The organism is Hymenobacter coccineus (genome assembly GCF_001816125.1).
In the GTDB taxonomy this organism is placed as follows: Bacteria; Bacteroidota; Bacteroidia; order Cytophagales; family Hymenobacteraceae; genus Hymenobacter; species Hymenobacter coccineus.
Genome location: NZ_MDZA01000111.1, coordinates 129,240 through 151,637, shown reverse-complemented (window position 1 = coordinate 151,637; position 22,398 = coordinate 129,240). Strand labels below are relative to the sequence as shown.

Below are 22,398 nucleotides of genomic sequence, written 5' to 3'. Positions count from 1 at the left end.
CCCGTGGCCCCGGGGGCCCTGCCGCCGCTGCCCCCGCCTGCCCTCGCCCGCCGAGGCCGGGGCCCTGCGCGGGGCCCAGGCCCAGGTGGCCGCCGACCGCCGCTTCCGCCGCGACACATCCAAAACCATCCTGCTGGGCAACGTGAGCGTGCGGGGCAGAAAAGCGGTGGTGATGGACAGCCGCCGCATCTACAACCCGCTCAACGCCACCGTACTGCGGCTCGACGACCCCGCTTTTATGGCCGTGTCCAACCTGACGCTGTTCCAGGTGCTCCAGGGCCGGATTCCGGGCGTGAACGTGACCGGGGCCGAACCCAATATGGTGGTGCAGGTCCGGGGCCCCTCGTCCATGCTGGGCAACAACCAGCCGCTGTTTGTGCTCGACGGCCTGCCCGTGGACCAGGACGTGCTGTCCTTTTTCCCGGCCCGCGACGCCGAAGCCATTGAGGTGCTCAAGGGCACCGAAGCGGCCGTCTACGGGTCGCGGGCGGCCGGGGGCGTCATCGCCGTGTACACCCGCCGCGGGGCTCCCAATTACCAGCCGTCCATGGAGCTGGCGCCGGGCATCCTGGCCGTGTATTCGAACGGCTACGCCTGCCCGCGGCAGTTCTACCAGCCGCGCTACGACCGGCCCCAGCCCGCCACCGCCGCGCCCGCCGACCCGCGCCACCGCACCCTGTACTGGAACCCCGACGTGCGCACCAACGCCGCTGGCGAGGCCGCGCTTACCTTCTACACCGCCGATGCGGCCGGGCGCTTCCAGCTCGTGGCGCAGGGCGTGTCGGCGGCCAGGCAGCCGGCCCTGGGGCGCGGGGCCCTGCAAGTGGCCCCGCGGCCGTAGGGCCCCGGCCCGCGGCCGGCCCGCCGCCGGGCCTATTCGGTGTAGCTTTGGAGTTCGGCTTGGCGCCGCCACTTCCGGCGGCGCTACTCCTGCCTCATCCCGCATGGCTACTGCCCCCACTACGTTTACCGTGGCCACCGCCACCGAGCCGCACCGCGTGCGCACCCGCCAGATTGTGCGGGCCCACCCCGAGGTGAAGCAGCTCATGACCCGCAACCCCGCCACCTTCCTCATCGGGGCGGGCTGCGTAGCGGCGCAGGTGCTCATCGCCTACTTCCTGCGCGACCAGGCCTGGTACTGGACCATTCCGGTGGCGTATTTGGTGGGCGCGTTTTTCTCGCACACGCTGTTCGTGGTGATTCACGAGGCGGCCCACAACCTGGTGTTCAAGGGCTTGTGGAAGAACGTGGCCACTGGCATTTTGGCCAACTTCCCTTCGATTTTCCCCACGGCCATCAGCTTCAAAAACTTCCACATCAAGCACCACGTGTTCCAGGGCGTGCACGAGCTGGATGCCGATTTGCCCGATTGGTACGAGGCCAAGCTGATCCAGAACTACAGCATTGGCAAGGCCATCTGGCTGTTTTTCTTCCCCGTGTTTCAGCTCATCCGCACCATTCGCTGCCGCGAAATTGCCACCGTTGACAAGTATGTTTTTGCCAACATTGCGGCCCAAGTGGCTTTTGATGTGGCCGTGGTGTACTTCTTCGGCTGGACGGCCCTGCTGTACCTGTTCCTGAGCTTCTGGTTCTCGGTGGGCCTGCACCCACTCGGGGCCCGCTGGATTCAGGAGCACTACCTCACCCTGAGCGACACCCAGGAAACCTACTCCTACTACGGCCGCCTGAACGGCGTGAACCTGAACGTGGGCTTCCACAACGAGCACCACGACATGCCCAGCATTCCGTGGAATAACTTGCCCAAGCTCAAGCAGGTAGCGCCCGAGTTCTACGAGCCGCTGCTGGCCCACACCAGCTACACCAAGCTCTTCTTTAAATTCCTGTTCGACCAGGAAATCAGCCTCTACTCGCGCGTCATGCGCAAGGAGCGCGGCACCGCCACCCTCAAAGACCAGAGCGTGCCGGACAAGGATTTGATGACTGCTTAGGCACTGCAACCTAGCACGCAATGAAAGCGACTGCCCCACCCGGGCAGCCGCTTTCGTTGTTTTGGAAGGGGCGTTGCGGGCGCGCTACTTTGGTAGCGCCGAATGCTTTAGCCGAGGAAAGAATTGCGTCTGGATACCCAGGTTTGGCACTCGCCGGGGCACGGCGGGTGGCCGTTTTGTTTAGAATTACCTTTGTCTTATTCCCGCCTCATTCCGGCGGCCCGCATGAAAACAGAGATAAAAAACGCCTTCGGAAAAACCATTTTCACGGCAGAGTACGAAGCAGCCAACCAGCTGGTGCACAACGAGTGGTTCGGCTACCAAACCCGCGGGGGCATCATCGCGGCGTCCAACGCGGGCCTGGAAGTCATTGCCCGGCACCGCTGCCCGCACCTGCTGAACGACAACACCGCCGTGCTGGGCCCCTGGGACCACGCCGTGGAGTGGATTGCCCAGGACTGGACGCCCCGCGCCATCGCCGCCGGCCTCACGCACTTCGCCCACGTCGTCAGCCCCGAGTCGTTCGCCGCCCTCTCAGCCCAGGCCATGGCCAGCGGCATTGCCGGTAGCTTCGAGATGCGCATTTTCAGCAGTGTGCCCGAGGCCCGCACCTGGCTGCGCACGGCCCGGTAGGGGCCCACGGCTACGGCGTGGCCGGGCCGCAGGGCGTGGCCGAAAAGCTGGTCAGCACCACGTGGTGCTTAAGGAGGGCAATGCCCATGTGGTTGCAAAAGCTAAAGTTGCTGAATCCCTGCACATCGCCGGTGCAGGTAAAATAGATGCGTTGCCCCGGCTTGCTGAGCTGGGCCAACTCGCTGCTGTTGAGGGCCCCAATGACGTTCTGGTAGGTAAGCCGGGTGGAGTCGCCGGGTGCAAATCCGTAGTCGGCGGGTTGGCCAATCGGGTACTGGGCGTCCACGTTGATGATGACGCCGTCGTAGCAGCTGGACCCCAGCACGGTGCCCGCGTAGCACTGCGGCGCGTCGGCGTCGTGCTTGCAGCTGGTCAGTGCGCAGAGCGTAAGGGCAGCAAGGGGTAGGGATAAGCGCATGGGGAGTGAATGATGGAAAAAGTCGAGCCTAGCGCTTGCTAAGGTGCCGTGCAGGGCGTGGCCGAGGCCGTGGTCAGCACCAGGTGAGGCACCGCTGGTTTCACTGGGTCGTAGGCCAGGCACACCGTGCCGCGTGGTTCGTTGGTGGCGTTTGTGCAGGTAAAGTACAGGTGTTGGCCCGTTGCCAGGTTGCCCACGCCGGCCAGTGTAGAGTAATTAACGGCCACGATGTTGTGGCCCAGGAAGGCGCCACCAGCCAAGGAGGTCGGGTTGCCAATGGGGTAGGCCGGGTCCACGTCAACCAGCAGACCGTCGGTGCAGGAGCTGCCCACCACCGTGCCCGGGTAGCACAGCGGGTGCAGGTCGGCGTCGTGCTTGCAGCCCAGCAGCACACCGAAGGCCAGGGCAAAGGGTAGCAGAGGTAAGCGTGGACGCATCGGTCGAAAGAGTAAGAGTAGGAAAAAAGGCTAACAACAAGAGCCGGGGCCCCACCAAACCGTTGCACCGCCGCCGCCGCAACTCACCGAAACTAAGTAGCTTGCCGGGTAGAGCCCTGGCGCGGAGCCAGCGGCGATTTTGCTTTTGCTGCGCTATGCGTTGTTTGTTGCTGGGGGCCCTGGGGGGGCTGTTATTTGCCGGGGCCGCGGGGGGCCAAAGCCTGCCCGTCATCGCCCAGAACCCGCCCGACTTGCGTTGGCGCGAGGTGCGCACGCCGCACTTCCGGGTGCTGTACCCGGTGGGGCTCGACTCGGCGGCGCAGCGCACGGCCGGGCGACTGGAGGCCGTGCACGGGCCCGACGGCGCCACGCTGGGCGTGCAGGCCCGGCCCCTAGCGGTGGTGCTGCAAAACCAGACGACCGTGAGCAACGGGTTCGTGACGTTTCTGCCGCGCCACGCCGAGTTTTTCACGACGCCCGAGCAGGGGCAGAACCTGGGCACCATGGACTGGCTCGACGGGCTGGTGGTGCACGAGTTCCGGCACGTGAACCAGTTCGACAAGGCGCGCCAGGGCGTGGGGCGCGTGCTGGGGCCCCTGCTCGGCGACGGGGCCCTGGGCGTGGCGGCGGTGGGCGTGCCGCAGTGGTTTTTCGAGGGCGACGCCGTGGGCACCGAAACGGCCCTCACGCGCAGCGGCCGCGGGCGCATCCCGTACTTCGGCCTGGGCCTGCGCGCCAACTTGCTGAGCGGAAGGCTGTATAATTACCAGAAAGCGGTGAACGGCTCGCTGCGCGACTACGTGCCCGATTGGTACGTGCTGGGCTATTTCATGACCTCGTACCTGAAAACCCACCGGGGCCCCAGAGCCTGGGCCCGCGTGCTGGACGATTACTACCGCTTCCCGTTCTACCCGTTCTCGTTCTCGAACAGCCTCTGCCGCGCCACCGGCCTGCGGGTGGAGGACCTGTACGCCCGCACCATGGCCGACCTCGACTCGACCTGGCGGGCCGAGCGGGCCGCCCGCCCCGCGCCCACGGAGGTGCGCGAGCTGGCCGGGCAGGCCGGTACCCGTGTCTTCACGCAGTACCAATTTCCGCAGTACGTGAACGACAGCACAGTGCTGGCCCTGAAAAGCGGACTCGATAACATCCCGCAGCTGGTGCTGCTGGGCCGCCACGGCCGCGAGCAAAAGGTGTTCACACCGGGCTTGATTAACATTCCCGAGCAGCTGTCGGTGGGCGGCGGGGCGGCGGTGTGGCCCGAGTTTCGACAGCAGCCGCGCTGGGGCCAGCGGGTGTATTCGGAGTTGAAAATCCTGGACTTGGCCACCGGCCGCGTGCGCGCCGTGGGCCGGGGCGGGCGCTACGCCGCCGCCGCGCTTTCGCCCGATGGCCGCCGCCTGGTAGCAGTGCGCACCGACGAAAGCTACCACCACGCGCTGGTGGTGCTCGACGCCCGCTCCGGGGCCCTGCTGCAAACCCTGCCCAACCCGCGCAACGACTTCTACCAGCAGCCGCGCTGGCTGCCCGACGGCGCCCGCGTGGTGGCCGTGGTGCTGAGCGCCACCGGTAAAACCCTGGAAATCATTAATCCCGCCACCGGCGCCACCCAGCCCCTGCTGCCCGTGGCCAACGTGAACCTGACCAATCCCCAGCCCTGGGGCGACTACGTGCTGTACAATTCGCCGCAGTCGGGGGCGGATAACATTTACGCCGTCAACGTAGCGTCGGGTCAGACTTATCAAGTCACTAACCGGCCCTTTGGGGCCTACCACGCCGCCGCATCGCCCGATGGCCGCACCCTGGCCCTGCACGACTACCGCGCCACTGGGGCCCGCATCGTGGAGCTGCCCCTCGACCCCGCCACCTGGACCGCCCTGGGGGCCCCGGCTACCGCCGACGCGCCGGGGCCCTACGCCGCTGCCCTGGCCGCTGGCGAGCCCGCGGGGCCCCGCATTGCGGCGTTGCTGGCCTCGCCCGATTCGGCGGGGCCGCGCTACGGGGTGCGGCGGTATGCGCCGCTGGCCCACGCCTTCCGGGTGTTTGGCTACGGCGTGGTGCAGAGCCCGGCCGGCAACGCGGTGAGCGTGGGCGTGCGCTCGCAGGATTTTCTGAGTACCACCCAGGCCTTCGCCGGCCTGAGCTACGACCAGACGGAGCGCACCTTCGCCGGCACCGGGGCCCTGAGCTACCAGGGCCGCTTCCCAGTGCTGGACGTGGAGGCGAGCTACGGCGGCCGCCGCTCCACGCGCTACTTCGACCGGGCCGCGCCGCTGGATAGCCTGCGCCCGGCCCGCTGGCAGTACGCCCGGGTGCTGGCCGGCGTGCGCGTGCCGCTGGTACTCACCCGCTCGAAGTACTTGCAGGCCCTCACGCTGGGGGCCTACTACCTGCACGAGCGGGTGTACAACTACCCCGCCACCCTGCGCAACCGCGACGAAACGGGCCCCACCACGCCGCTGCACGCTCTCCAAACCTACCTCTCCTACGCGAGCCAGCTCAAGCAAAGCGCCCGCGACGTGGCGCCCCGCGGCGGGGCCACGCTGCTGGCCACCTACCGCACCACGCCTTTCGGCACGGCGTTGCAGGCCAGCCAAGTAGGGGCCCAGGCGGCGGTGTACCTGCCCGGCCTGGCCGCCCACCATTCGCTGCGCCTGCGCGCCGGCTATCAGTACCAGCAGCAAAGCCAGTACAATTTCACGGCCGCCATTTCGTACCCGCGGGCCGAAACCAGCTACCTCAGCTTCGACCGCCTCGCCGCCGCCAGCGCCGACTACAACCTGCCGCTGGCCTTCGTGCACTGGTCCGTGGGCCGGGTGCTGTACGTGCAGCGCCTGCGGGCCGACCTCTTCGCCGACGTGGCCCGCGGCAGCAGCCTGGTAACCATACCCGTGAACGGCGTGCCCGTGCGCACCCGCGCCTACCAGGACTTCCGCAACGGCGGCGCCGACCTGCTGGCCCTCTTCAACGTCTTCCACCTGCGCACACCCGTCGAGGCCGGCGTCCGCATCGCCTACAGCAGCTATTTGCAGCGGGTAGTGGTGCAAACGCTGGCCTTCAACGTGCGGCTGTGAGTAACCTCACCCCCGGCCCCTCTCCTGCGGAGAGGGGTGCCAATACCTGATGTTGTGGATAAGCCATGTGAACGCACCCCTCTCGCAGGAGAGGCCGGGGATGAGGTTACTCCCGCCCGGGCCCCCAACCCAACACCTACCGCACGTGCTTAATGTCGTTGTCGTCGCTGCGGCGGGGGTTGGTGAGGCGGCCGTTGCCTTTGTAGCGCAGGTCGGAGCCGCCGGAGGTGTTGGCCGTCAGCTCGCCGTCCACCCACACGTCGGCGTCGGAGCCGCCGCTGGCGCTGATGGTGGCCGTGGTGCTTTGCAGGCCCAGGCCGTGGTAGTCGGAGCCGCCGCTGAAGCGCATGTCCTGGCGCTCCACCTTGCCGGTCAGCGTCACGTCGGAGCCGCCCGACGATTCGGCGCGCACCGTTTTGGCCTGCAAGCGCAGCGTCACGTCGGAGCCACCGCTGGCCCGGATGCTGAATTCGTCGGCCACGAGCGGGGTCTGGCCGTGGGCGTCGGCCCCGCCGCTCAGCGCGAGGCCCGTCAGGCGCGGGGCCGTGATGTACACCTTTACGCTGCGCTGCCGGCCGCTCAGGCTGTTCCACGAAAGCATTTTTTGCCACGAGAAATCCTTTTCCCAGTGGATGGACAAGGTGCCGTTGCGCACCTCCGTCACCACGTGGGGCAGCGCCTCGGGCAGGGCCTCCACCGCCACGGCCGCCACGGGGCCCTGCGCAAGGTACACGTCGATGCCGCCGCTGGACTCGACCTGCTCAAAGCTGCCGCTGACCGGGCGCGCCTGCGGCTGCTGGGCCATTGCGCCGGTGGCGGTGAGGGCCACGGCCAAGGCCACAGCCGTATCGAAAAAGCGGGTAAGGGAAGAAATATTCATGCGAACGGGTTGATTAGCAAGGGATGAGCAGTCGTAAGGTACGAAGTTTGGCCCTGGTTACCGCCGCCGGGGCCCCGGCGTTACAGGGAGGCTAGAAAATACTTCCGGCCCGCGTCGAAACGCGCCCCGGGGCCCCCGCCCCGCCAAACGGCCTTACTTTGTGAAAAAGCCATTTCCCCCATGCCTGCTCCTGCGAATGCGCCGGCCGTGCCCCGCCTTACCTACTTGCGCATTAAAAACTACCGCGCCCTGCGCGACGTGGAATTCCGCGACCTCACCCCGCTCAGCGTCTTCATCGGCCCCAACGGCAGCGGCAAATCCACGGTGCTCGACGCGCTGGCTTTTCTGGAAGAAGCGGTAAATGGTAATTTAACGCAGGCGTGGGAAAAGCGAAATCGGTTTGCCGGAATGCGGACGCGGGGGAGTGAGGGTAATTGACCTCTAGTTTTGACTGGCTCACTTTTAGGGGAAGCTTACACCTACACTCGCCGGCGGCGTCAACTCCACCAACGTCACCAAAACCGAAAGCCGCTTCGTCAAGCTCGGCTTCAGCTATAAGTTTGGCAACAAGAACGTGAAAGCCAGCCAACGCCGCGACACCGGCACCGAAGCCGAGCGCGCCCGCATGGACAACTAACGTTGCCTGCCAGTAGCTTGGACTCTGCGAGTCCGAGTGCGGGCACAGCGAGCAGGCGGTACCGAACGATTCCAGGTGCTAGATGCTCGCTATGCCTACGCTCGGACTCGCAGAGTCCGAGCTACTCGTCAGGGGCCCCACGCAAAAGCGGCCGCCACTCCCAAGAGTGGCGGCCGCTTTTGCGCTGAAAACCAACTTTATTCTTGAGCGGCGGCCGGGGCCGGTGCTGGCGGCGGGGTGGCGCTGGCGGCTTTCACGCGCACCGCGGTGGGGCCCTTCTGGCCCATTTCCACTTCGAAGTTTACTTTGTCACCCTCTTTGATGGGGCCCCCAGCTAAGCCGTTGGCGTGCACAAAGATGCTCTCCTGGGTCTGCGAATCTTTAATAAAGCCGTAGCCCTTCGAATCGTTGAAGAACGCCACCGTGCCGGTGCGCACCGGGTCTTCCTGGGGCAGGTCTTCCTGCCGGGCGATGCCGATGCGGATGTCCTCGGTCTTGATGACGCGCTTCTTGGTCGGGTCGGGTGGGGTCGTGGAGATGTTGCCGTTCTCGTCCACGTAGGCCAGCATCTCGTCCAGGCTCTGGCCGGGCTTGGCGTTGGCCTTGCGCTGCTCGCGCTTTTCTTCTTTATCGTTTTTCTTTTTTAGCCGCTTTTTTTCGTTCTCTTTTTTACCGAACGTTTCTTGTGCTCTTCCCATGGGTTGTTGTTAGTTTCGACGTAGCTGCTTGGCCTAGCCAAAGCGAAAAGGTTAAAGCGGCTAATTAGATTCCGCCGAAAGGCGAAAGTTACGAAAAAAGTAGTTAGCTTAAAAACCCCCCGGGGCCCTAACCGCCGCACCCGGCAAAGGCCACTACCTCGCGCGCCTCGCCCGGGGCCAGGTCGCCGAGCCACACGCCGCCCACGCGCACACGCACCAGGCGCAAGGTGGGCAGGCCCGCGGTGGCCGTCATCTTGCGCACCTGCCGGAACTTGCCCTCCGTGAGCACGATGGCCAGCCAGCTGGTGGGCCCGTGCCGCTCGTCGCGGATTTTGCGGGTGCGCGGGGCGAAAGGCGGGGCCTCGGCCAGCCGGCGCGCCCGGCAGGGGGCCGTGCGGTAGGCCGCGCCGTCGGCGGCGCGCAACTCGAAGCCCGCCTGCAACTGGGCCAGGGCCTCGTCGGTCACGAGGCCGTCCACCTGGGCGTAGTATTCCTTTTCCACGCCGGGGCTGCGCACCTGCGCGCTCAGGGCTCCGTCGGTGGTGAGCAGCAGCAGGCCCTCGCTGGCCTCGTCGAGGCGCCCAATGGCCATGGTACCGGGCGGGAAGTCGTGCAGGGCCCCCAGAAACTGCTTGTTGCGCTCGCCCTTAAATTCGCTGCGGAACTGGCTGAGGCAGCCGTAGGGCTTGTGCAGCACAAAGTGCCGGTGCGGCCCAGCCGGAGCACCTTTGGCAACTACCGCATCATCCCCAAGTATCCCCACTGGCACTCGTCTTGTATCCCTCGGTAGTTGGCTTGTGCTGGGCATCGGATAGAAACGGGTGAGGCAAGCCATAAAGCGGCCATAAATTATTGGGCCAGAACTGGAGGCCCATTTTCGTTTAGGTGCAACCAGTATAAAAAGCTGTTGGATATATAATGGGAATCTATTTGTATTAGAAAGTATTTAGATTAACACGATGTTCTGATAAATTAAATAATTATTTTGATTTGCTTATCACTAAGAGGGTGTTAAGGAATTAAGCGGGAGCTAAGCGATTGAGGCACATAGTTATATTGGCCATGAGCAGCCACGTTTCGTGCGAGTGGGGGGTAAATTCGTAGTCGATGGCCAGGCGGCGAAAGCCGGTGAGTCAGGCAAAGGTGCGCTCCACGACCCAGCGTTTAGCCACGGGCACGAAGCCGCGGGCACTGGGTGGGCGACTACCGAGCTGGTGGGTGAGGCCCAGCCGGGCCAGATGCCGGGCGAAACACCCCCGGTAGCCCTTATCCGTAACCACCGTGACCAAGCGCTCGCCCCAGCTGGGTCGGGCGGGCAGTAGGGCCAGGGCTTCTACCCCGTCGTGGCCGTTGGCTGCGTGGACCCGACAGGCCAGGATGCGGCCTTGCACATCGGTCACAATCTGGCGTTTACGCCCGTTGACGTGTTTGCCCCCATCCAGGCCCCGGTGCTCAAAAATACGCGGAGCCAGTCGCACACTTTGGCTATCCAGGCACACGAGTGAGGGCGTGGCCGCCCGGCCCGCGGCTAGCCGGTCGGCCTGGTTGACCGCCTCATTTAGCCGCTGCCAGAGGCCGAGTAACTGCCAGCGCCGGAAATAATAGTATACGGCCGGCCAGGGCGGGAAGCACGTGGGCAAGCTACGCCACTGGCAACCGGTCCGGCAGATATAGCGCATGGCATCAAGCACTTGTCGTAAGCAATGGCGACGTTTGCGGTGGATAGGCAGCAGCGGGGCGATAACTTGCCACTGCGAGTCAGCAAGGGGTTGATGTCCGTCAACCATAAAGCAGGTGGGAGCCTAGGAACTCCGCCCGCCTACTTACTGGCTCGTTTTCTTTGGGGTTAACCTCAAATCCCTAACACCCTCTAATGCCTAATTGTGTATCCTTGGGATTATTTAAATGCCCTAATTGCATGCAAGAAAGTTTTAATTAATCTATTATACCATCTTTGATACAGTGGTATTAAAGGCCCGGTTATTTTCCAATCTTCATTGCCAGAGTAATATACAAGATCGTTCCTATCTTTTATATACGACATTAAATCCTGATTTGTCGCATATTTAAACCCGGTATGCCCATTGTCCCTTGCATCTATACGGACTGCTATTCTGTTTTTTAGCTGATCTAATGATCGTTCTTGGTAGTGCTTTATTTTTATTCGTTTTGAATGCAATACTCCCATGTGTTTGGGTGTGCCTTCCGAATTACTCCATATTAAATTATCGCGGTGACGAAAAAAGCGTGCTTCGCTCCACGTGTGCTTTTCATAGTATCGAATGCCCTCAATGCCTTTCCTTTGATTACAAAGTTCAAGGTCTTCATGGGTTAAACGAAAATGGATAGTGTCTGAAACAACAAAATGATGAAATCTAGAAACCTTGCTTAAAAATTCGCGTGGATCATCAGCATAAAACTCATCCGCATCTAAACGAAAACACCACCAATCTCCTTTTGCGGCCAAATGTTTGAAATTGTGGTATATCTGAGACCTTATTCCAAAATGGAAGGCAGTATTATCCTGTTTCCACGGAACAATTTTTTCAGAAGCTAACGATTGAACAATTTCCCAGGTGCCATCCGTGCTTCCGTTATCTAAAACAAATATCTTATCAGCCCAACGTTCTGCATCTTTTAGGTTTTGCTCAATTATATCAGCTTCGTTCTTGACTATTGAAATGGCAAATATTTTCATTTTTACTCAATCTTATTAAATATGCGATTATAACCAACTTGGTCATAGTAAAAAAGCTTACTGCTATCGCATAATAATTGGTTCGAATCAAGTTATTGCACGTTGGGCAACACAGTTAACATCGGCTTATTAGCCTTCCCAAAGCTGCAAGCGCTTCGCAGCTGGGCTAAATGCATGAAAAAGGCCAGTGAACGAAGTGGCGAGGTGCTGCCGCACGTACACCTTCGAAGCGCGTAAGGCTTGCCGGTGCTAAGGCGACAAATGCCACAGCGTGGCCACGAAAAGGCTAATGCTGACCAAGCGTGTACTTAGCTTATGAAGCTAGGCAGTGGCGCCGGAATTATTTCGGCAAAAGAACGAATGGAAGAAAAGAACGGACCATTACTGCTCCGATTGTCGCTTTTTGACTGTTTGATAAGCTCTTTCTTAAGCTGGGTAAGTGCTGGATCGTAATTAATGGGCGGAAAGTCGTAATCGTCAAGATTGCCCTACTACGTGCGCCGGGTGCGCGGCTTCGGGTCGTACCAGCTGTTCGGTCAATCGAACAAACTGCTAAGTAGAACTTTAAATTACTAAAGTCCCAGCTAGGGCCTCAGCAAATAACGTGGAAAAAAGCACGTCCCGGGTTGATGGGCCAGCCTGCCACGTGGCAGTTGCCCGCGACGATAGTTACAACTGCTCTCATGGTAAAAGTAGTGGCGAATCGGCTGTATGCGCATTAGAGGCGATAACGCAACGCTAGTTTAATGTTACGTAACGTTAACTTAATAACCACTAAACTTAATGTTAACCCATTCGTGCCAATGCTGATACAGTGTTTAATGGGTTGTTTGTTAATTATTTAACATAGATAAATTTTTATATTGTTTCGGCCTATAAACTGCCCTCGAGGCCAACCCCGCCATGCCGCCGGCCGTTAGCAAAGCCAATTCTATTTTCCTTTCAAAATCCCATCATGTCTGACAAGCCCACCATTTTCCCGCCCCAGTCCCAGGACGCGGGTGCCGGCCATCCTGGCCTCGAACACAAAATGACCCCCGAGCCGGAATTCATCCGCGAAGGCTATAAGGGGGCCGATAAGCTGAAAGGCAAGATTGCCCTCATCACGGGCGGCGACTCGGGCATTGGCCGGGCCGTGGCCGTGCACTTTGCCCGCGAAGGGGCCGACGTGGCCATTTGCTACTTCCCCACCGAGCAGGAAGACGCCGAAAAGGTGCAGCAGTTGGTGCAGGCCGAAGGCCGCCGCTGCCTGCTGCTGCCCGGCGACCTGAAAATCCCGTCCTTCTGCGAAGAGATTGTGGAGCGCACCGTGGCCGAGTACGGCCAGCTCGACGTGCTGGTGAACAATGCGGCGGAGCAAAACTGGCACGATTCGCTGGAAGACATTACCAACGAGGAGCTGGACAGCATCTTCAACCTCAACATCATCGCCATGTTCCGCATCACGCGCACGGCCTTGAAGCACTTGAAGGAAGGCGCGGCCATCATCAACACCACTTCGGTGAATGCTTATAAGGGCAATGAGGCGTTGCTCGACTACACCTCCACGAAGGGGGCCATCGAGGCGTTCACGCGGGCGCTGTCGTTGCAGCTCATTAAGAAAGGCATCCGGGTGAACTCGGTGGCCCCGGGCCCCATCTGGACGCCCTTCATCACGGGCGTGGGCCTGCTCAAGCTGCCGCTCTTTGGCCACGATACGCCCATGGGGCGCGCCGGCCAGCCCTCGGAAGTGGCCCCGGCCTACGTGTTCCTGGCTTCGGAAGACGCCTCGTACTTTTCGGGCCAAACGCTGCACCCCAACGGTGGCTCGGTGGTAAACGCTTAGTTTGCAAATAATTAGCATCCGGTACGGCCGGGCCTGGGCAACCCTGCCCCGGGCCCGGCCGTATTGTTTTTCTAAAACTGCAGAAGAGCGGTTTTACAATTCTTAACCTTTGCCTTTATGAATACCAAACTGCTGGGCCTGCTGGCCGCCGCTGCGCTGGCCACCGCTTCCTGCTCGGAAGACAAGAAGACCGAAACCACCGTGACTACCGACGCAGCTACCCAGCCCATGGCTGTGGACACGCTGGCCTACCGCACTTCGGCCGACGAGCTGGCCGCCCGCGTGGCCACCGACATTAACCCCGCCGACACGGCCCTGCCCACCAAGCTGCGCCCCATCTACTACAGCCGCGGCCGCGCCATGCGCGACATTGAGGCTCGCTACACTGCGGATACCGCTGGTGTTTACGCCGCCACCAAGGCCGCCAACGACCAGGCCAGCGAAGCAGTAAAGGCCGCCGTGCCCGCCCCCCAGTACGTTACCTATACTACCAAGCAGAGCGACTACTACGCGGGGCCCTACACCCGGGCCGTGGCCAACGCCACCGAAACCAAGCCTAGCCTGGGCGCCCGCGTGGGCCAGGGCTCGGGCATCAAGAAGCTCGAAAACAGCGAGGACGAAGGCAAGGTGAAGTACCAGAACGGCGCTAAAATCAAGCGCAGCGACGATGGTTCGCTGAAGATCAAGCGCGCCGACGGCACCAAGATTAAGATAGACGAAGACGGCAAGCGTACCGTGAAAAAAGGCTTGTTGTAAGCCCTGCCCGCTGCGGCGCTCCTGCGCCGCGCGGGCCCCAAAGTCCTTCCCTGCCCGGGGAAGGACTTTTTTTTGGGTCGCAATTTGCCTGGGGCCCTACCGGCTGGCACCAGCGCCGGGCCTAGTAGGGGCCCGGTGCCGGTGCATTGCCCTGCTTATCCGTTCTTGCTACTGTATCTATATCCATGACCATTAAAACCTTGGCCTTGCTGGCCGTAGTGGCGCTGGCCACCGCCGCGTGCGCGCAGGAGCAGGAGGCCGAAAGCCGATCCGCCACCTCGGCGTACTTGCCCACCACGGGGCCCCCGGCCGCCGTTTCGGTCCTCGATACCATGCTGCTGCGCAACGACGCCGACGTGGCGGCCATGCGCGTGGCCCGCGACCTGCACATTACCGACCCCGCCTTGCTCACGCGCATCCGCAACGAGTACTACGCCCGGGGCCGCACGCTGCAAGGCTACGCGGCCCAGTACGCGGCCGATACCACCGGCGCGGCCGCCGCCGTGCGGGCCACCAACGCCCAAACCACCCGCCGCCTGCAAACGGCTTTCACCCCCGGCCAGTACCAGGCCTACGCCCGCCACCAGACCGCCTACTACGCGCCGGTGCCGCCCGCCGCGGTGGCGCCCGTGGCCACCCGCCCGGTGGCCGTAGCCGTGCCCGGCGCCGTCAAATCATCCGTTACCAAGGGCCGCTACCGGGCCCCAGGCTCCAAAGTCACGTTCCAGAAGGTGAAGTACGCCAACGGCGTCAAGGTGAAGCGCAACTTCGACGGCTCGCTGAAAATTAAGCGGGCCGACGGCACTATCGTCAAATTCGACAAAAACGGCAAGCGCACTGTGAAGAAAAGCCTCTTTTAAGCCGCGCAACGGGGCCCTGGGGCCCTAAAAAAGGCCCTTTCCAGCGTGGGAAAGGGCCTTTTGCATGAAGCTACATTAACGAGTCAGAACCCCTGATATTAAAAGCTTAACCAGCCGCTGGGGCCCTACCAGCGCCAGGTGAGGCTGGCGCCGGTGAAGGGACCGTACACGAACGGCGCGGGCTGCGCCCGCCGGTACCAGGGCTTGGGCAGGGCCAGGCCGGTGGCGGGGCTGAGGCGGGTGCGGCCGTGGGCCACCGCAATTTTGGCGAAGCCATAGCCCAGGGCAATGCCCAGCGGGTAGTCGGAGGCCCAGTGCACGCCGTTGTTGAGCATGGCGGCGCCCAGTACCGTCATCAGGCCGTAGCCCACGGGGCGGATGAAGCGGTACTCGGGGTAATTTTCGGCGATGACCGTGACCGTGGCCATGGCCGTGGCCAAGTGCCCGGTGGGGAAGGCATCGTGCTGGGGCACGGCCTTTTGGTAGTCGTTGTAGTTGGGCAGCAGGTCCCACTTGCCCCGGGGCTGGGTCGATACGTTGGGGCTCTGGCGGCCGGTGAGGTGCTTGATGAGCTGCGTGGCCAGGCCGGTGGTGAGGATGGCCTCGCCGAGCTGGCTGGAGGTTTGCAGGGCCCGGTTGTCGTGCCCAAAAATGCCGTAGGCCAAAAAGCTGCTGGCAATGGTGAGGTGCGTCCAGCCGTCGCCGAGGAAGTACAGCGACGTGTTGAAGTTGTCGGGCGCGTTGTACTCGATGGGCAGGTTGACGCTGCCGATGTGGAAGGGCAGGCGGAACAGGTTGCGCTGCTTGTCCTCGGCGGTGATGCCCAGGCCGTAGCCGCCGCGCTGCACCCCGTCAATGATCATTTGGTCGAAGGCGAACAGCACGGCGCTGCTGCCCACGATGCCCACCAGCAGGGGCACGTTCTTTTTCTTAAAAGCGTAGCCCGGCATTTCGGCCACGTCGCGCGGGATGTGGTAGAGCCACTGGAACGGCCGGGGCTTCTCGTAGTGCCAGGTCACGCCTGGGGCCACGGTGTAATCGGTGCGGCGGGCGTGGCGGGGCTTGGCGGGCAGCGAATCGGCGGGGGCCCCAACGGCGGCAGCCGGGCGAATAGTGTCGGCCAGGACGGTGGGGCGGGGAGCGGCCACCGAGTCGGGGCGCGGGGCGGGCGCGGCGGCAGCCGAGCCCAGGGCAAGCAGCAAGGTCAACGGCAGCGCCAAGGGCTGCCACGGCCCCCGCCGATGCGGGTAGCGTAGTAACATGGTAATAACTAAAGCAATAGAATAAAACGCCGGGCCAGTAGCATGCGCCCGCCCGCAGGCAGCCGCCGGGGCCCCAGCAGGGGCAAAGATAACATGCGCGTAACCTCGACCGGGCCCTTGGCGGGATGGCGGGCCCCGGCGTACCTTTCAGCGAGGGCCCCGGCCCCGCTTGCCGCCCACCTGCTTCGCCCCTATGAGCCCTGTTGCCGCCCCCGCCGCCCCGTCCGCGCCCGTTGCCGCCCCCAACCCGTACCAGGCCGCATTTGAGGCGCTGCGCCGCCGGGCCCCCGCCCTGCGCCAGGAAGACGTGGCCGCCCGCCGCACCCGCCTGCACCGGCTGGGCGACTGGCTGACGGTCAACCGCGAGGCCATCCAGGAGGCGTTGTACGCCGATTTCCGCAAGCCTCCGTCGGAAACCGACATCACCGAAATATGGGCTGCGCAGGTTGAGCTCAAGCACACCGCGGGTCACCTCAAAAAGTGGCTGGCCCCGCGCCGGGTGGGCACGCCGCTGGCCCTGGCCGGCACCCGCGGCTGGGTGCAGGTAGAGCCCAAGGGCGTGGTGCTCATCATCGCCCCTTGGAACTACCCGTTCTACCTGGCCGTCGACCCGCTTGTCTCGGCCATCGCCGCCGGCAACGCGGTAGTCATCAAGCCCGCCGAGCAAACGCCCGCCACGTCGGCCCTGCTGCGCCGCTTGGCCGAAGAGCTGTTCCGGGCCGACGAGGTGCTGGTGGTGGAGGGCGACAAAGACGTGGCCACCGACCTATTGCGCCTGCCCTGGGACCACATTTTCTTCACTGGCTCGCCCGCGGTGGGCAAAATTGTGATGCGCGCCGCCGCCGAGCACCTCAGCGGCCTTACCCTGGAGCTGGGCGGCAAGAGCCCCGCCATCGTGGACGCCACCGCCAACCTGCGCGACGCGGCCGAGAAAATTGTGTGGGGCAAGTTCCTCAACGCCGGCCAAACCTGCGTGGCCCCCGACTACCTGCTGGTGCAACGCCCCGTACTGGGGCCCTTGGTGGAAGAAATAAAGGCCGCCATTGGCCGGTTCTACGACCCCGCCGGGGCCGGCATCAAGGCATCCGAATCGTACGCCCGCGTGGTGAACCCGCACCACTTCCACCGGCTGGCCGCGCTGCTGGAAGACGCCGAAACCCGCGGCGCCACCGTGGCCACCGGCGGTACCTTCGACGCCGCCGAGCGCTACTTAGCGCCCACCGTGCTCACCGGCGTGCCCGTCGGGGCCGCCGTGCTCGAAGAAGAGATTTTTGGGCCCCTGTTGCCCGTGCTGCCCTTCGACGAGCTGCCCGACGCGGCCGCTTACGTGAACGCCCGGCCCAAACCGCTGGCGCAGTACGTGTTCACCACCAGCCCGGCCAACCGCCGCTACCTGCTCGGGGCCGTAGCTGCCGGCGGCGCGGCCGTGAACGAAACCATCCTGCACCTAGCCCACCCCGACCTACCGTTTGGCGGCGTGGGCACCTCCGGCCTGGGCAAGGCGCACGGCCACGCCGGTTTCCTGGCCTTCAGCAACGAGAAGGGCGTGCTGCAACAGCGCGTGGGCTTCACCGCCCTCAAGCCCATGTACCCGCCCTACACCAGCGGTGTGAAGCGTCTGATTGGCTGGCTACTGGCGTACCTGTAGGGCCCCTGGGGGCCCAGCAAACATACCTTTGACGTGCTAATGACAACGACTATGGGACACGCTGAACTGCAAACGCGCCGCTACACACCGGAGGAATACCTAGCCCTGGAGGAAAAAAGCGAGGTGCGCCACGAGTATTTCGATGGCAAAATATTCGCGATGGCGGGCGCAAGTGCTCCGCACAACCTGATAAAAGGGAACATGATAGCGGCCTTGCGGCCAGGAGCACGGCAACGGGGCTGCCGAGTATTTGATGAAAATATGCGTCTGGCTGTGCAGGAGAAAAAGTATTATACCTACCCGGATATTATGGTAAGCTGCGACCCGGACGACCGCCGCGACCCTTACCTGATTCGCCAGCCCGTCCTAATCGTGGAAGTATTATCGCCCTCCACCTCGGAGTACGACCGGACGGAAAAATTCAAGCAGTACCAAAAGCTGCCCAGCCTGCGCCATTACCTGCTGGTGTCGCAGAATGCTTGGGTGGTGGAGTGGTTTCGGCGAGATGACGCTGGGCAGTGGATTTACACGCTGTTGAGTGAACCGGCCGACGTGCTCGAAATTCCGGACCTGGGCTTGGGCCTGCCGCTGGCTGAGCTTTATGATGATACCGACGTGGCTCCGCTGCGGGTAACGCCTTCAGCACTTTAGGGCCCCAGCCGCCGCGCGCGAAGCTACTGCCGGGCCATCTCGGCCTGCACCTGGGCTTGCTTGGTTTTGAACTCGTTGTACTTGGCGGGCCCCATGATCTTTTGCAGCTCGGCTTGGGAGCTGATGTTGATGCGCTTGAGGGCGGCGGCCAACTCGGGCGACTGGGCGGGGTGTTGCTGGCGGGCAGTGTTCACCTGCTCCACGGTGCCGTTGAGCACGGTGCGGATGCGGCCGGTTTGGTCTGGGGTGAGCTTGAGCACGGTGGTCATGGCGTCGGCCAGGTCGCGGGCGGCTGCCACGGGCGTGGGGGCCACGGGGGCGGCCGGCGCGGGGGCCACTGTAGTTGCCGGGGCCGGGGCCTTGGCGCGCTTGTGAAACACGGAGCAGCCCGAAGCTGCCAGGCCCAAGGCCAGTACCAAGGTGGAAAAACGAGCAGAATGCATAAGCGGGAAAATAGCAATACCCGCATGGTTACGCAAAAACTGCTCCTAAGTACACTGCCCACCTAAAAAATCGGTTTTGGGGCCCCGGGCTATTGGCCCCGCTGGCGCAGGCGCCGCCCAACCTTGCCACGGCGGTGGGCAAACTTGCGCTGCTCAAATTCGCTGAACCGCAGCGAGTCGATGTGGGTATCGGTCAGGGCCTCGATGCGGCGCAGCTCGGTGTGGCGGGCGCGGCCGTGCAGGCGCTGCCGGGCGGCTTTCCGCAGCACCAGCCGCTGCGCAATGGCATCGTTCAACTGGGCGCGGCGGTTGGGCCCCAGCTCGTTGATGAACCCGTACACGCCGCCCCCGCATTTGCCAACAGCAGCACTACCACCAGGGGCAGCACCACCAACCAAAAGCGCGCCGGACGTTTCATGCCCAAAGCAACGCATTTTCGGCCCATGTTTTAGAAGCTTTTAAGGGTATCAATAACGTACCCTTTGGGCGGGCGGCGGGGGTAGCGAAAGGGCAGGGGCGACTGCGACCGGTCGTAGTGTTGGTTTTGTGCGGGGGTAAGGAGCCGGCGGCGGGCTGCCTTGGCACTGTCAATTACCTGGGCAGGCGTCGGCCCTGGCTGACCGACGGGGCGTTTGAGAGCCGCATTGTAAGCGGCGTTGGTTTCCTGGCTCAGTTTTTTCAGTTGCGTTATTTGAGCCGGCGTGGCCCCGGGCCCTACCGCATCGTAAACGTTCCGGCCGCAGTTGCCAAACAGCAGCACCACCAGCAGCGGCAGCAACAGCAGGTAGGGCTGGGGCGGGCGCTTCGTCATGGGGGGGTGTGTAGATTGCTGGCCCTAAGCTACTACGTGCCGCGCCGTAGTGCCAAGCTGGTTCGTTTGGGCCCCCAGGGTTGTCTTGAGGCCCTGGGCCGTGTGGTGGGCCAGGGCCATGATGGTGAGCATGGGGTTTACGCCCGAGCACGCCGGGAAGGCCGCGCCGTCGGCCACGTACAGGCCGGGCAATTCCACGGTTTCGCCCGTGACGCGCACCGGGTGGGTGGCCGCGTCGCCGCCCATGCGAGCCGTGCTCATTTGGTGGGCGCTGTAGAGGCCGAACTGGTTGGGCCGCCAGCTGAGGTGCGGCAGCTGGGCCAGCAACTCGGGGTTGCGCAGGGCCCCGTTTTCGGCCTTCAAAACCGGCAGCGTGCCGTGGGGCAGGTAGATGGTGTGGGCCCCGGCGGCGGCGTGGATTTCGGCCGCCGCCTGCACGCCGGCCAGCAAGTTGCCGCGGTCGAAGTCCGACAGCGCGTAGTCAATCAGCGGGGCCCCGTGCCGGTCGAGGCGCACGCGGCCGCCGTCGCGGTCGCGGGTGAGGGCGATGAACGAGCCCAGGTGGGCGGCGCTGGCCATCAGTTCGCGGTGCTGGGCCCCGCTCAACCAGGGTAGCACCGTGCTCAGCAGGCCGGGGTGCGTGGGGGGCGTTTCGAGCTTCACGCCAAAGTTGGTGCCGTGCCGGCGGGTGTGGGCGTCGTTCACCACGCTCATGCTGGGGCCGTGCCACGAGTGCATGGCCCAGGGGTACAGCGCGGCCACGATTAGGGTGGGATGCAGGTGCAGATGGCGGCCCAGGTGCGGGTGGTGCAGGCCCGAGCGCAGCAGCAGCGCCGGCGTTTGGATGGCCCCGGCGGCCACCACCACGCAGCGCGCCCGCACCTGCACGCGCACGGCGGGCCCGTCGGCAGGGGCGTACACGGCCTCGGCCCCGGCGGCGCGGCCGTGGGCCTGGGTAATGCGTTCGACGCGGGCATCGGGCAGCAGGCGGGCCCCATGGCGGGCGGCCAGCGGCAGGTAGGTGTTCAGGGTGCCCTGCTTGTGGCCGTGCCCATCGCCGAGCGACGAGTACCCCAGGGCCCTAAAATGCGCGTCGTCCGCCGCGTCCACGCCCCGCTCGTTGCGCGGAATCAGCTTCACGTCCTGGCCGAGGCGCTGCGAGCCGTCCCACAGGGCCTGGTTCTGGCCGTTGTGGCGGGTGTAATCGGTGTTCACGCCCAGGGCTTCGCTCACAGCATTCAGGCTTTGCTGGAAGCTGGGGGCCGTGAAGTGGGGTGCGTTGTGCTCACGGGCCCATTCCTCCAGCACATAATTGGGGGTGCGGAAGGCGCCGGCCCAGTTCACGGTGGTGCCGCCGCCCAGGCACGAGCCGGCCAGGATGCCCACGCCGCCGTCGTGGGTGCCGAGGGTGCCGCGGGCGTCGTACAGGGCCCCCATCATGTCGGTTTCGCGCTGCGTGAAGTCGCGCCCGTGGTAATAGGGGCCCTTTTCCAGCACCAGCACATCGAAGCCCGCGGCGGCCAGCTCGCCGGCCACCACGCCGCCGCCCGCCCCCGAGCCCCACTCACCAGCACGTCGCAGTCGTAGGTCGTTTCCACGCGGGGCCGCAGCGTTTCTAGGGGCCGGGCGGTGTCAGCGGGGGCGTCGGCGGGGCCGGGGTAGCCCAGGGCGTCCCAGGCGGCGGGGCGGCCGGAGCGGCTGCCGCCGTAGTACAGGAACAGGCACAGCTTGCGCAGCGCCTGAAACCCCTTGCGCAGCGGCGGCAGCCGCGAGGCCGCCCAGCTTTGCAGCAGCAGCTCGCGCTGAGCGGCATTCAGCTGCGCAAACGGCCGCAGGGGCCCCAGCCACGTGAGGCCCACCACAGGCTGGCCCAGCAGGTCGAGCAGCTGCCCGAACTCGGCCTGGGCCCCGGCCGGCTGGGCACGCACGGCCGCCGCAAACTGGTCGAGGTCAACGCCCTCGGACCCGGCCGGCAGGCCAGGGGCGGGCGGCAGCAGCGTATCGGCCACGGCGCGGACCACGGCAGCGCGGGCGGGGGTAAGGTCAAACATCGGGCGGAATTTTGGGCAAGGGCAACGGGTTGCAAAAGGTAGGCATTTCCGGGCAAAGTAGTAGGCGTGCCGAGTAGTTTGGGGCGGTTTTGGGCCCCGGCGCTACTTTTGTGCCATGCCCGACCTCGTTCGCACCCCCGAAACCCGCCACCGCGTCCACTTCCAGGACTGCGACATGCTGGGCCACCTCAACAACGCGCGCTTCCTCGACTACTTCCTCAACGCCCGCGAAGACCAGGTGGCCGTGCACTACGCCCTGAACATGGGCGAGCTGGCCCGCGAGCAGCACGCGGCCTGGGTCATCACCAAGCACCACCTCAGCTACCTCAAGCCCGCGCGCCAGGGCGTGGAGGTGCTCATCCGCACCCAGCTCATCCACTTCGACAACTCCAACTTGGTGGTGGAGATGCAGATGCGCTCGGGCGACGGCCTGCGCTTGCTGGCGCTGCTGTGGTCAGAAATGACGTTTGTGAAGATGCCCGCCGGCACCCGCCTCGACCACTCCGACGAGTTGATGGACCTGCTCGACCAAGTGGACGTGGAAGAAATTGAGTACGACCCCGACGGCTTCGACGACCGGGTGAAGGCCGTGCGCCAGGAGCTGAAGCAGCTGCGCCGCGGCGCTGAATAGGAGGTAGCGCCGGCAATAAGTTGTACATTTCCCTGG

24 protein-coding genes are annotated in these 22,398 nt (G+C 64.0%); 11 read left to right on the top strand and 13 right to left on the bottom strand.

Going from position 1 to position 22,398, the window contains the following annotated elements; genetic code table 11:
• The 3 genes from BEN49_RS08780 to BEN49_RS08770 form a co-directional block, all read left to right on the top strand.
• On the top strand, positions 1-841 hold an 841-nt coding region (locus tag BEN49_RS08780; RefSeq protein WP_158022803.1), incomplete at its 5' end, for a TonB-dependent receptor plug domain-containing protein.
• Between the two features lie 103 nt (positions 842-944).
• On the top strand, positions 945-1,949 hold the full coding sequence (locus tag BEN49_RS08775; RefSeq protein ID WP_070742645.1) for a fatty acid desaturase: 1,005 nt from the start codon (positions 945-947) through the stop codon (positions 1,947-1,949).
• A gap of 192 nt (positions 1,950-2,141) precedes the next feature.
• The gene (locus BEN49_RS08770) at positions 2,142-2,582 is read left to right on the top strand and encodes a hypothetical protein (RefSeq protein ID WP_083325928.1); all 441 of its coding nucleotides are present in this window, start codon (positions 2,142-2,144) and stop codon (positions 2,580-2,582) included.
• Positions 2,583-2,592: 10 nt separating this feature from the next.
• On the opposite strand, the gene BEN49_RS08765 is transcribed toward BEN49_RS08770, so the two are convergent.
• Both BEN49_RS08765 and BEN49_RS08760 read right to left on the bottom strand, forming a co-directional pair.
• The gene (locus tag BEN49_RS08765) at positions 2,593-3,000 is read right to left on the bottom strand and encodes a hypothetical protein (protein WP_070742644.1); all 408 of its coding nucleotides are present in this window, start codon (positions 2,998-3,000) and stop codon (positions 2,593-2,595) included.
• A gap of 38 nt (positions 3,001-3,038) precedes the next feature.
• Positions 3,039-3,437 carry a hypothetical protein gene (locus BEN49_RS08760; protein ID WP_125916651.1) on the bottom strand — a complete coding sequence of 133 codons (399 nt, stop codon included), beginning with the start codon at positions 3,435-3,437 and terminating at the stop codon, positions 3,039-3,041.
• A gap of 155 nt (positions 3,438-3,592) precedes the next feature.
• On the opposite strand from BEN49_RS08760, the gene BEN49_RS08755 reads away from it, so the two are divergent.
• The gene (locus tag BEN49_RS08755) at positions 3,593-6,511 is read left to right on the top strand and encodes a hypothetical protein (RefSeq protein WP_070742642.1); all 2,919 of its coding nucleotides are present in this window, start codon (positions 3,593-3,595) and stop codon (positions 6,509-6,511) included.
• Positions 6,512-6,647: 136 nt separating this feature from the next.
• On the opposite strand, the gene BEN49_RS08750 is transcribed toward BEN49_RS08755, so the two are convergent.
• Positions 6,648-7,391, bottom strand: coding sequence for a head GIN domain-containing protein (locus tag BEN49_RS08750; protein ID WP_070742641.1), 744 nt, complete (start codon positions 7,389-7,391; stop codon positions 6,648-6,650).
• Positions 7,392-7,571: 180 nt separating this feature from the next.
• Here BEN49_RS08750 and BEN49_RS08745 point away from each other — a divergent pair, with 180 nt between their 5' ends.
• Complete coding sequence (locus BEN49_RS08745) at positions 7,572-7,829, top strand: AAA family ATPase (protein WP_083325927.1); 258 nt, start codon at positions 7,572-7,574, stop codon at positions 7,827-7,829.
• A gap of 396 nt (positions 7,830-8,225) precedes the next feature.
• On the opposite strand, the gene BEN49_RS08740 is transcribed toward BEN49_RS08745, so the two are convergent.
• The 4 genes from BEN49_RS08740 to BEN49_RS25545 all read right to left on the bottom strand — a co-directional run bounded on the left by BEN49_RS08740 (position 8,226) and on the right by BEN49_RS25545 (position 11,424).
• Positions 8,226-8,726, bottom strand: a complete 501-nt coding sequence (locus BEN49_RS08740) for a cold-shock protein (protein WP_070742639.1) — start codon at positions 8,724-8,726, stop codon at positions 8,226-8,228.
• A 127-nt stretch (positions 8,727-8,853) separates the two neighbouring features.
• The gene (locus tag BEN49_RS08735) at positions 8,854-9,423 is read right to left on the bottom strand and encodes a pseudouridine synthase (protein ID WP_239691877.1); all 570 of its coding nucleotides are present in this window, start codon (positions 9,421-9,423) and stop codon (positions 8,854-8,856) included.
• Between the two features lie 436 nt (positions 9,424-9,859).
• Complete coding sequence (locus BEN49_RS08730; RefSeq protein WP_239691876.1) at positions 9,860-10,513, bottom strand: IS5 family transposase; 654 nt, start codon at positions 10,511-10,513, stop codon at positions 9,860-9,862.
• A gap of 110 nt (positions 10,514-10,623) precedes the next feature.
• On the bottom strand, positions 10,624-11,424 hold the full coding sequence (locus tag BEN49_RS25545; protein ID WP_083325925.1) for a glycosyltransferase: 801 nt from the start codon (positions 11,422-11,424) through the stop codon (positions 10,624-10,626).
• Between the two features lie 955 nt (positions 11,425-12,379).
• Between BEN49_RS25545 and BEN49_RS08725 the strand changes: the two genes are divergently transcribed.
• From BEN49_RS08725 to BEN49_RS08715, 3 genes are all read left to right on the top strand, one after another.
• Positions 12,380-13,249 (top strand): SDR family oxidoreductase, encoded by an 870-nt coding sequence (locus tag BEN49_RS08725; protein WP_070742638.1) that lies wholly within the window; start codon positions 12,380-12,382, stop codon positions 13,247-13,249.
• A gap of 117 nt (positions 13,250-13,366) precedes the next feature.
• The gene (locus BEN49_RS08720; protein WP_070742637.1) at positions 13,367-14,005 is read left to right on the top strand and encodes a hypothetical protein; all 639 of its coding nucleotides are present in this window, start codon (positions 13,367-13,369) and stop codon (positions 14,003-14,005) included.
• A gap of 185 nt (positions 14,006-14,190) precedes the next feature.
• Positions 14,191-14,865: a hypothetical protein gene (locus BEN49_RS08715; RefSeq protein ID WP_070742636.1), complete on the top strand. Its 675-nt coding sequence runs from the start codon at positions 14,191-14,193 to the stop codon at positions 14,863-14,865.
• Between the two features lie 125 nt (positions 14,866-14,990).
• Here the strand turns inward: BEN49_RS08715 and BEN49_RS08710 are convergent, their stop codons facing one another.
• Positions 14,991-16,073, bottom strand: a complete 1,083-nt coding sequence (locus BEN49_RS08710; protein WP_158022802.1) for a phosphatase PAP2 family protein — start codon at positions 16,071-16,073, stop codon at positions 14,991-14,993.
• Between the two features lie 247 nt (positions 16,074-16,320).
• Between BEN49_RS08710 and BEN49_RS08705 the strand changes: the two genes are divergently transcribed.
• Together BEN49_RS08705 and BEN49_RS08700 are read left to right on the top strand one after the other, a co-directional pair.
• Entirely contained in the window at positions 16,321-17,775 is a 1,455-nt protein-coding gene (locus BEN49_RS08705; protein WP_070742634.1) for an aldehyde dehydrogenase family protein, read from the top strand.
• 51 nt (positions 17,776-17,826) lie between these two features.
• A complete protein-coding gene (locus BEN49_RS08700; protein WP_070742653.1) occupies positions 17,827-18,426 on the top strand; it encodes a Uma2 family endonuclease in 600 nt (199 codons plus the stop codon).
• Positions 18,427-18,449: 23 nt separating this feature from the next.
• Here the strand turns inward: BEN49_RS08700 and BEN49_RS08695 are convergent, their stop codons facing one another.
• The 5 genes from BEN49_RS08695 to BEN49_RS08675 form a co-directional block, all read right to left on the bottom strand.
• Complete coding sequence (locus tag BEN49_RS08695; RefSeq protein ID WP_158022801.1) at positions 18,450-18,869, bottom strand: hypothetical protein; 420 nt, start codon at positions 18,867-18,869, stop codon at positions 18,450-18,452.
• An 89-nt stretch (positions 18,870-18,958) separates the two neighbouring features.
• A complete protein-coding gene (locus BEN49_RS08690) occupies positions 18,959-19,210 on the bottom strand; it encodes a hypothetical protein (protein ID WP_070742632.1) in 252 nt (83 codons plus the stop codon).
• A 107-nt stretch (positions 19,211-19,317) separates the two neighbouring features.
• Complete coding sequence (locus BEN49_RS08685; RefSeq protein WP_070742631.1) at positions 19,318-19,680, bottom strand: hypothetical protein; 363 nt, start codon at positions 19,678-19,680, stop codon at positions 19,318-19,320.
• A gap of 24 nt (positions 19,681-19,704) precedes the next feature.
• On the bottom strand, positions 19,705-21,219 hold the full coding sequence (locus tag BEN49_RS08680) for a GMC family oxidoreductase (RefSeq protein ID WP_070742630.1): 1,515 nt from the start codon (positions 21,217-21,219) through the stop codon (positions 19,705-19,707).
• Complete coding sequence (locus BEN49_RS08675) at positions 21,117-21,731, bottom strand: gluconate 2-dehydrogenase subunit 3 family protein (RefSeq protein WP_070742629.1); 615 nt, start codon at positions 21,729-21,731, stop codon at positions 21,117-21,119. The genes BEN49_RS08680 and BEN49_RS08675 overlap by 103 nt, the downstream gene beginning before the upstream one ends.
• Positions 21,732-21,846: 115 nt before the next feature.
• Between BEN49_RS08675 and BEN49_RS08670 the strand changes: the two genes are divergently transcribed.
• Positions 21,847-22,362 (top strand): acyl-CoA thioesterase, encoded by a 516-nt coding sequence (locus BEN49_RS08670; protein WP_070742628.1) that lies wholly within the window; start codon positions 21,847-21,849, stop codon positions 22,360-22,362.
• Positions 22,363-22,398 lie beyond the last annotated feature (36 nt).

Coding starts and splice junctions, on each gene's coding strand:
- BEN49_RS08775 (WP_070742645.1), top strand. CDS start 945: ATGGCTACTGCCCCCACTACGTTTACCGTGGCCACCGCCACCGAGCCG.
- BEN49_RS08765 (WP_070742644.1), bottom strand. CDS start 3,000: ATGCGCTTATCCCTACCCCTTGCTGCCCTTACGCTCTGCGCACTGACC.
- BEN49_RS08760 (WP_125916651.1), bottom strand. CDS start 3,437: ATGCGTCCACGCTTACCTCTGCTACCCTTTGCCCTGGCCTTCGGTGTG.
- BEN49_RS08755 (WP_070742642.1), top strand. CDS start 3,593: ATGCGTTGTTTGTTGCTGGGGGCCCTGGGGGGGCTGTTATTTGCCGGG.
- BEN49_RS08750 (WP_070742641.1), bottom strand. CDS start 7,391: ATGAATATTTCTTCCCTTACCCGCTTTTTCGATACGGCTGTGGCCTTG.
- BEN49_RS08745 (WP_083325927.1), top strand. CDS start 7,572: ATGCCTGCTCCTGCGAATGCGCCGGCCGTGCCCCGCCTTACCTACTTG.
- BEN49_RS08740 (WP_070742639.1), bottom strand. CDS start 8,726: ATGGGAAGAGCACAAGAAACGTTCGGTAAAAAAGAGAACGAAAAAAAG.
- BEN49_RS08730 (WP_239691876.1), bottom strand. CDS start 10,513: ATGGTTGACGGACATCAACCCCTTGCTGACTCGCAGTGGCAAGTTATC.
- BEN49_RS25545 (WP_083325925.1), bottom strand. CDS start 11,424: ATGAAAATATTTGCCATTTCAATAGTCAAGAACGAAGCTGATATAATT.
- BEN49_RS08725 (WP_070742638.1), top strand. CDS start 12,380: ATGTCTGACAAGCCCACCATTTTCCCGCCCCAGTCCCAGGACGCGGGT.
- BEN49_RS08720 (WP_070742637.1), top strand. CDS start 13,367: ATGAATACCAAACTGCTGGGCCTGCTGGCCGCCGCTGCGCTGGCCACC.
- BEN49_RS08715 (WP_070742636.1), top strand. CDS start 14,191: ATGACCATTAAAACCTTGGCCTTGCTGGCCGTAGTGGCGCTGGCCACC.
- BEN49_RS08705 (WP_070742634.1), top strand. CDS start 16,321: ATGAGCCCTGTTGCCGCCCCCGCCGCCCCGTCCGCGCCCGTTGCCGCC.
- BEN49_RS08700 (WP_070742653.1), top strand. CDS start 17,827: ATGGGACACGCTGAACTGCAAACGCGCCGCTACACACCGGAGGAATAC.
- BEN49_RS08695 (WP_158022801.1), bottom strand. CDS start 18,869: ATGCATTCTGCTCGTTTTTCCACCTTGGTACTGGCCTTGGGCCTGGCA.
- BEN49_RS08685 (WP_070742631.1), bottom strand. CDS start 19,680: ATGACGAAGCGCCCGCCCCAGCCCTACCTGCTGTTGCTGCCGCTGCTG.
- BEN49_RS08675 (WP_070742629.1), bottom strand. CDS start 21,731: ATGTTTGACCTTACCCCCGCCCGCGCTGCCGTGGTCCGCGCCGTGGCC.
- BEN49_RS08670 (WP_070742628.1), top strand. CDS start 21,847: ATGCCCGACCTCGTTCGCACCCCCGAAACCCGCCACCGCGTCCACTTC.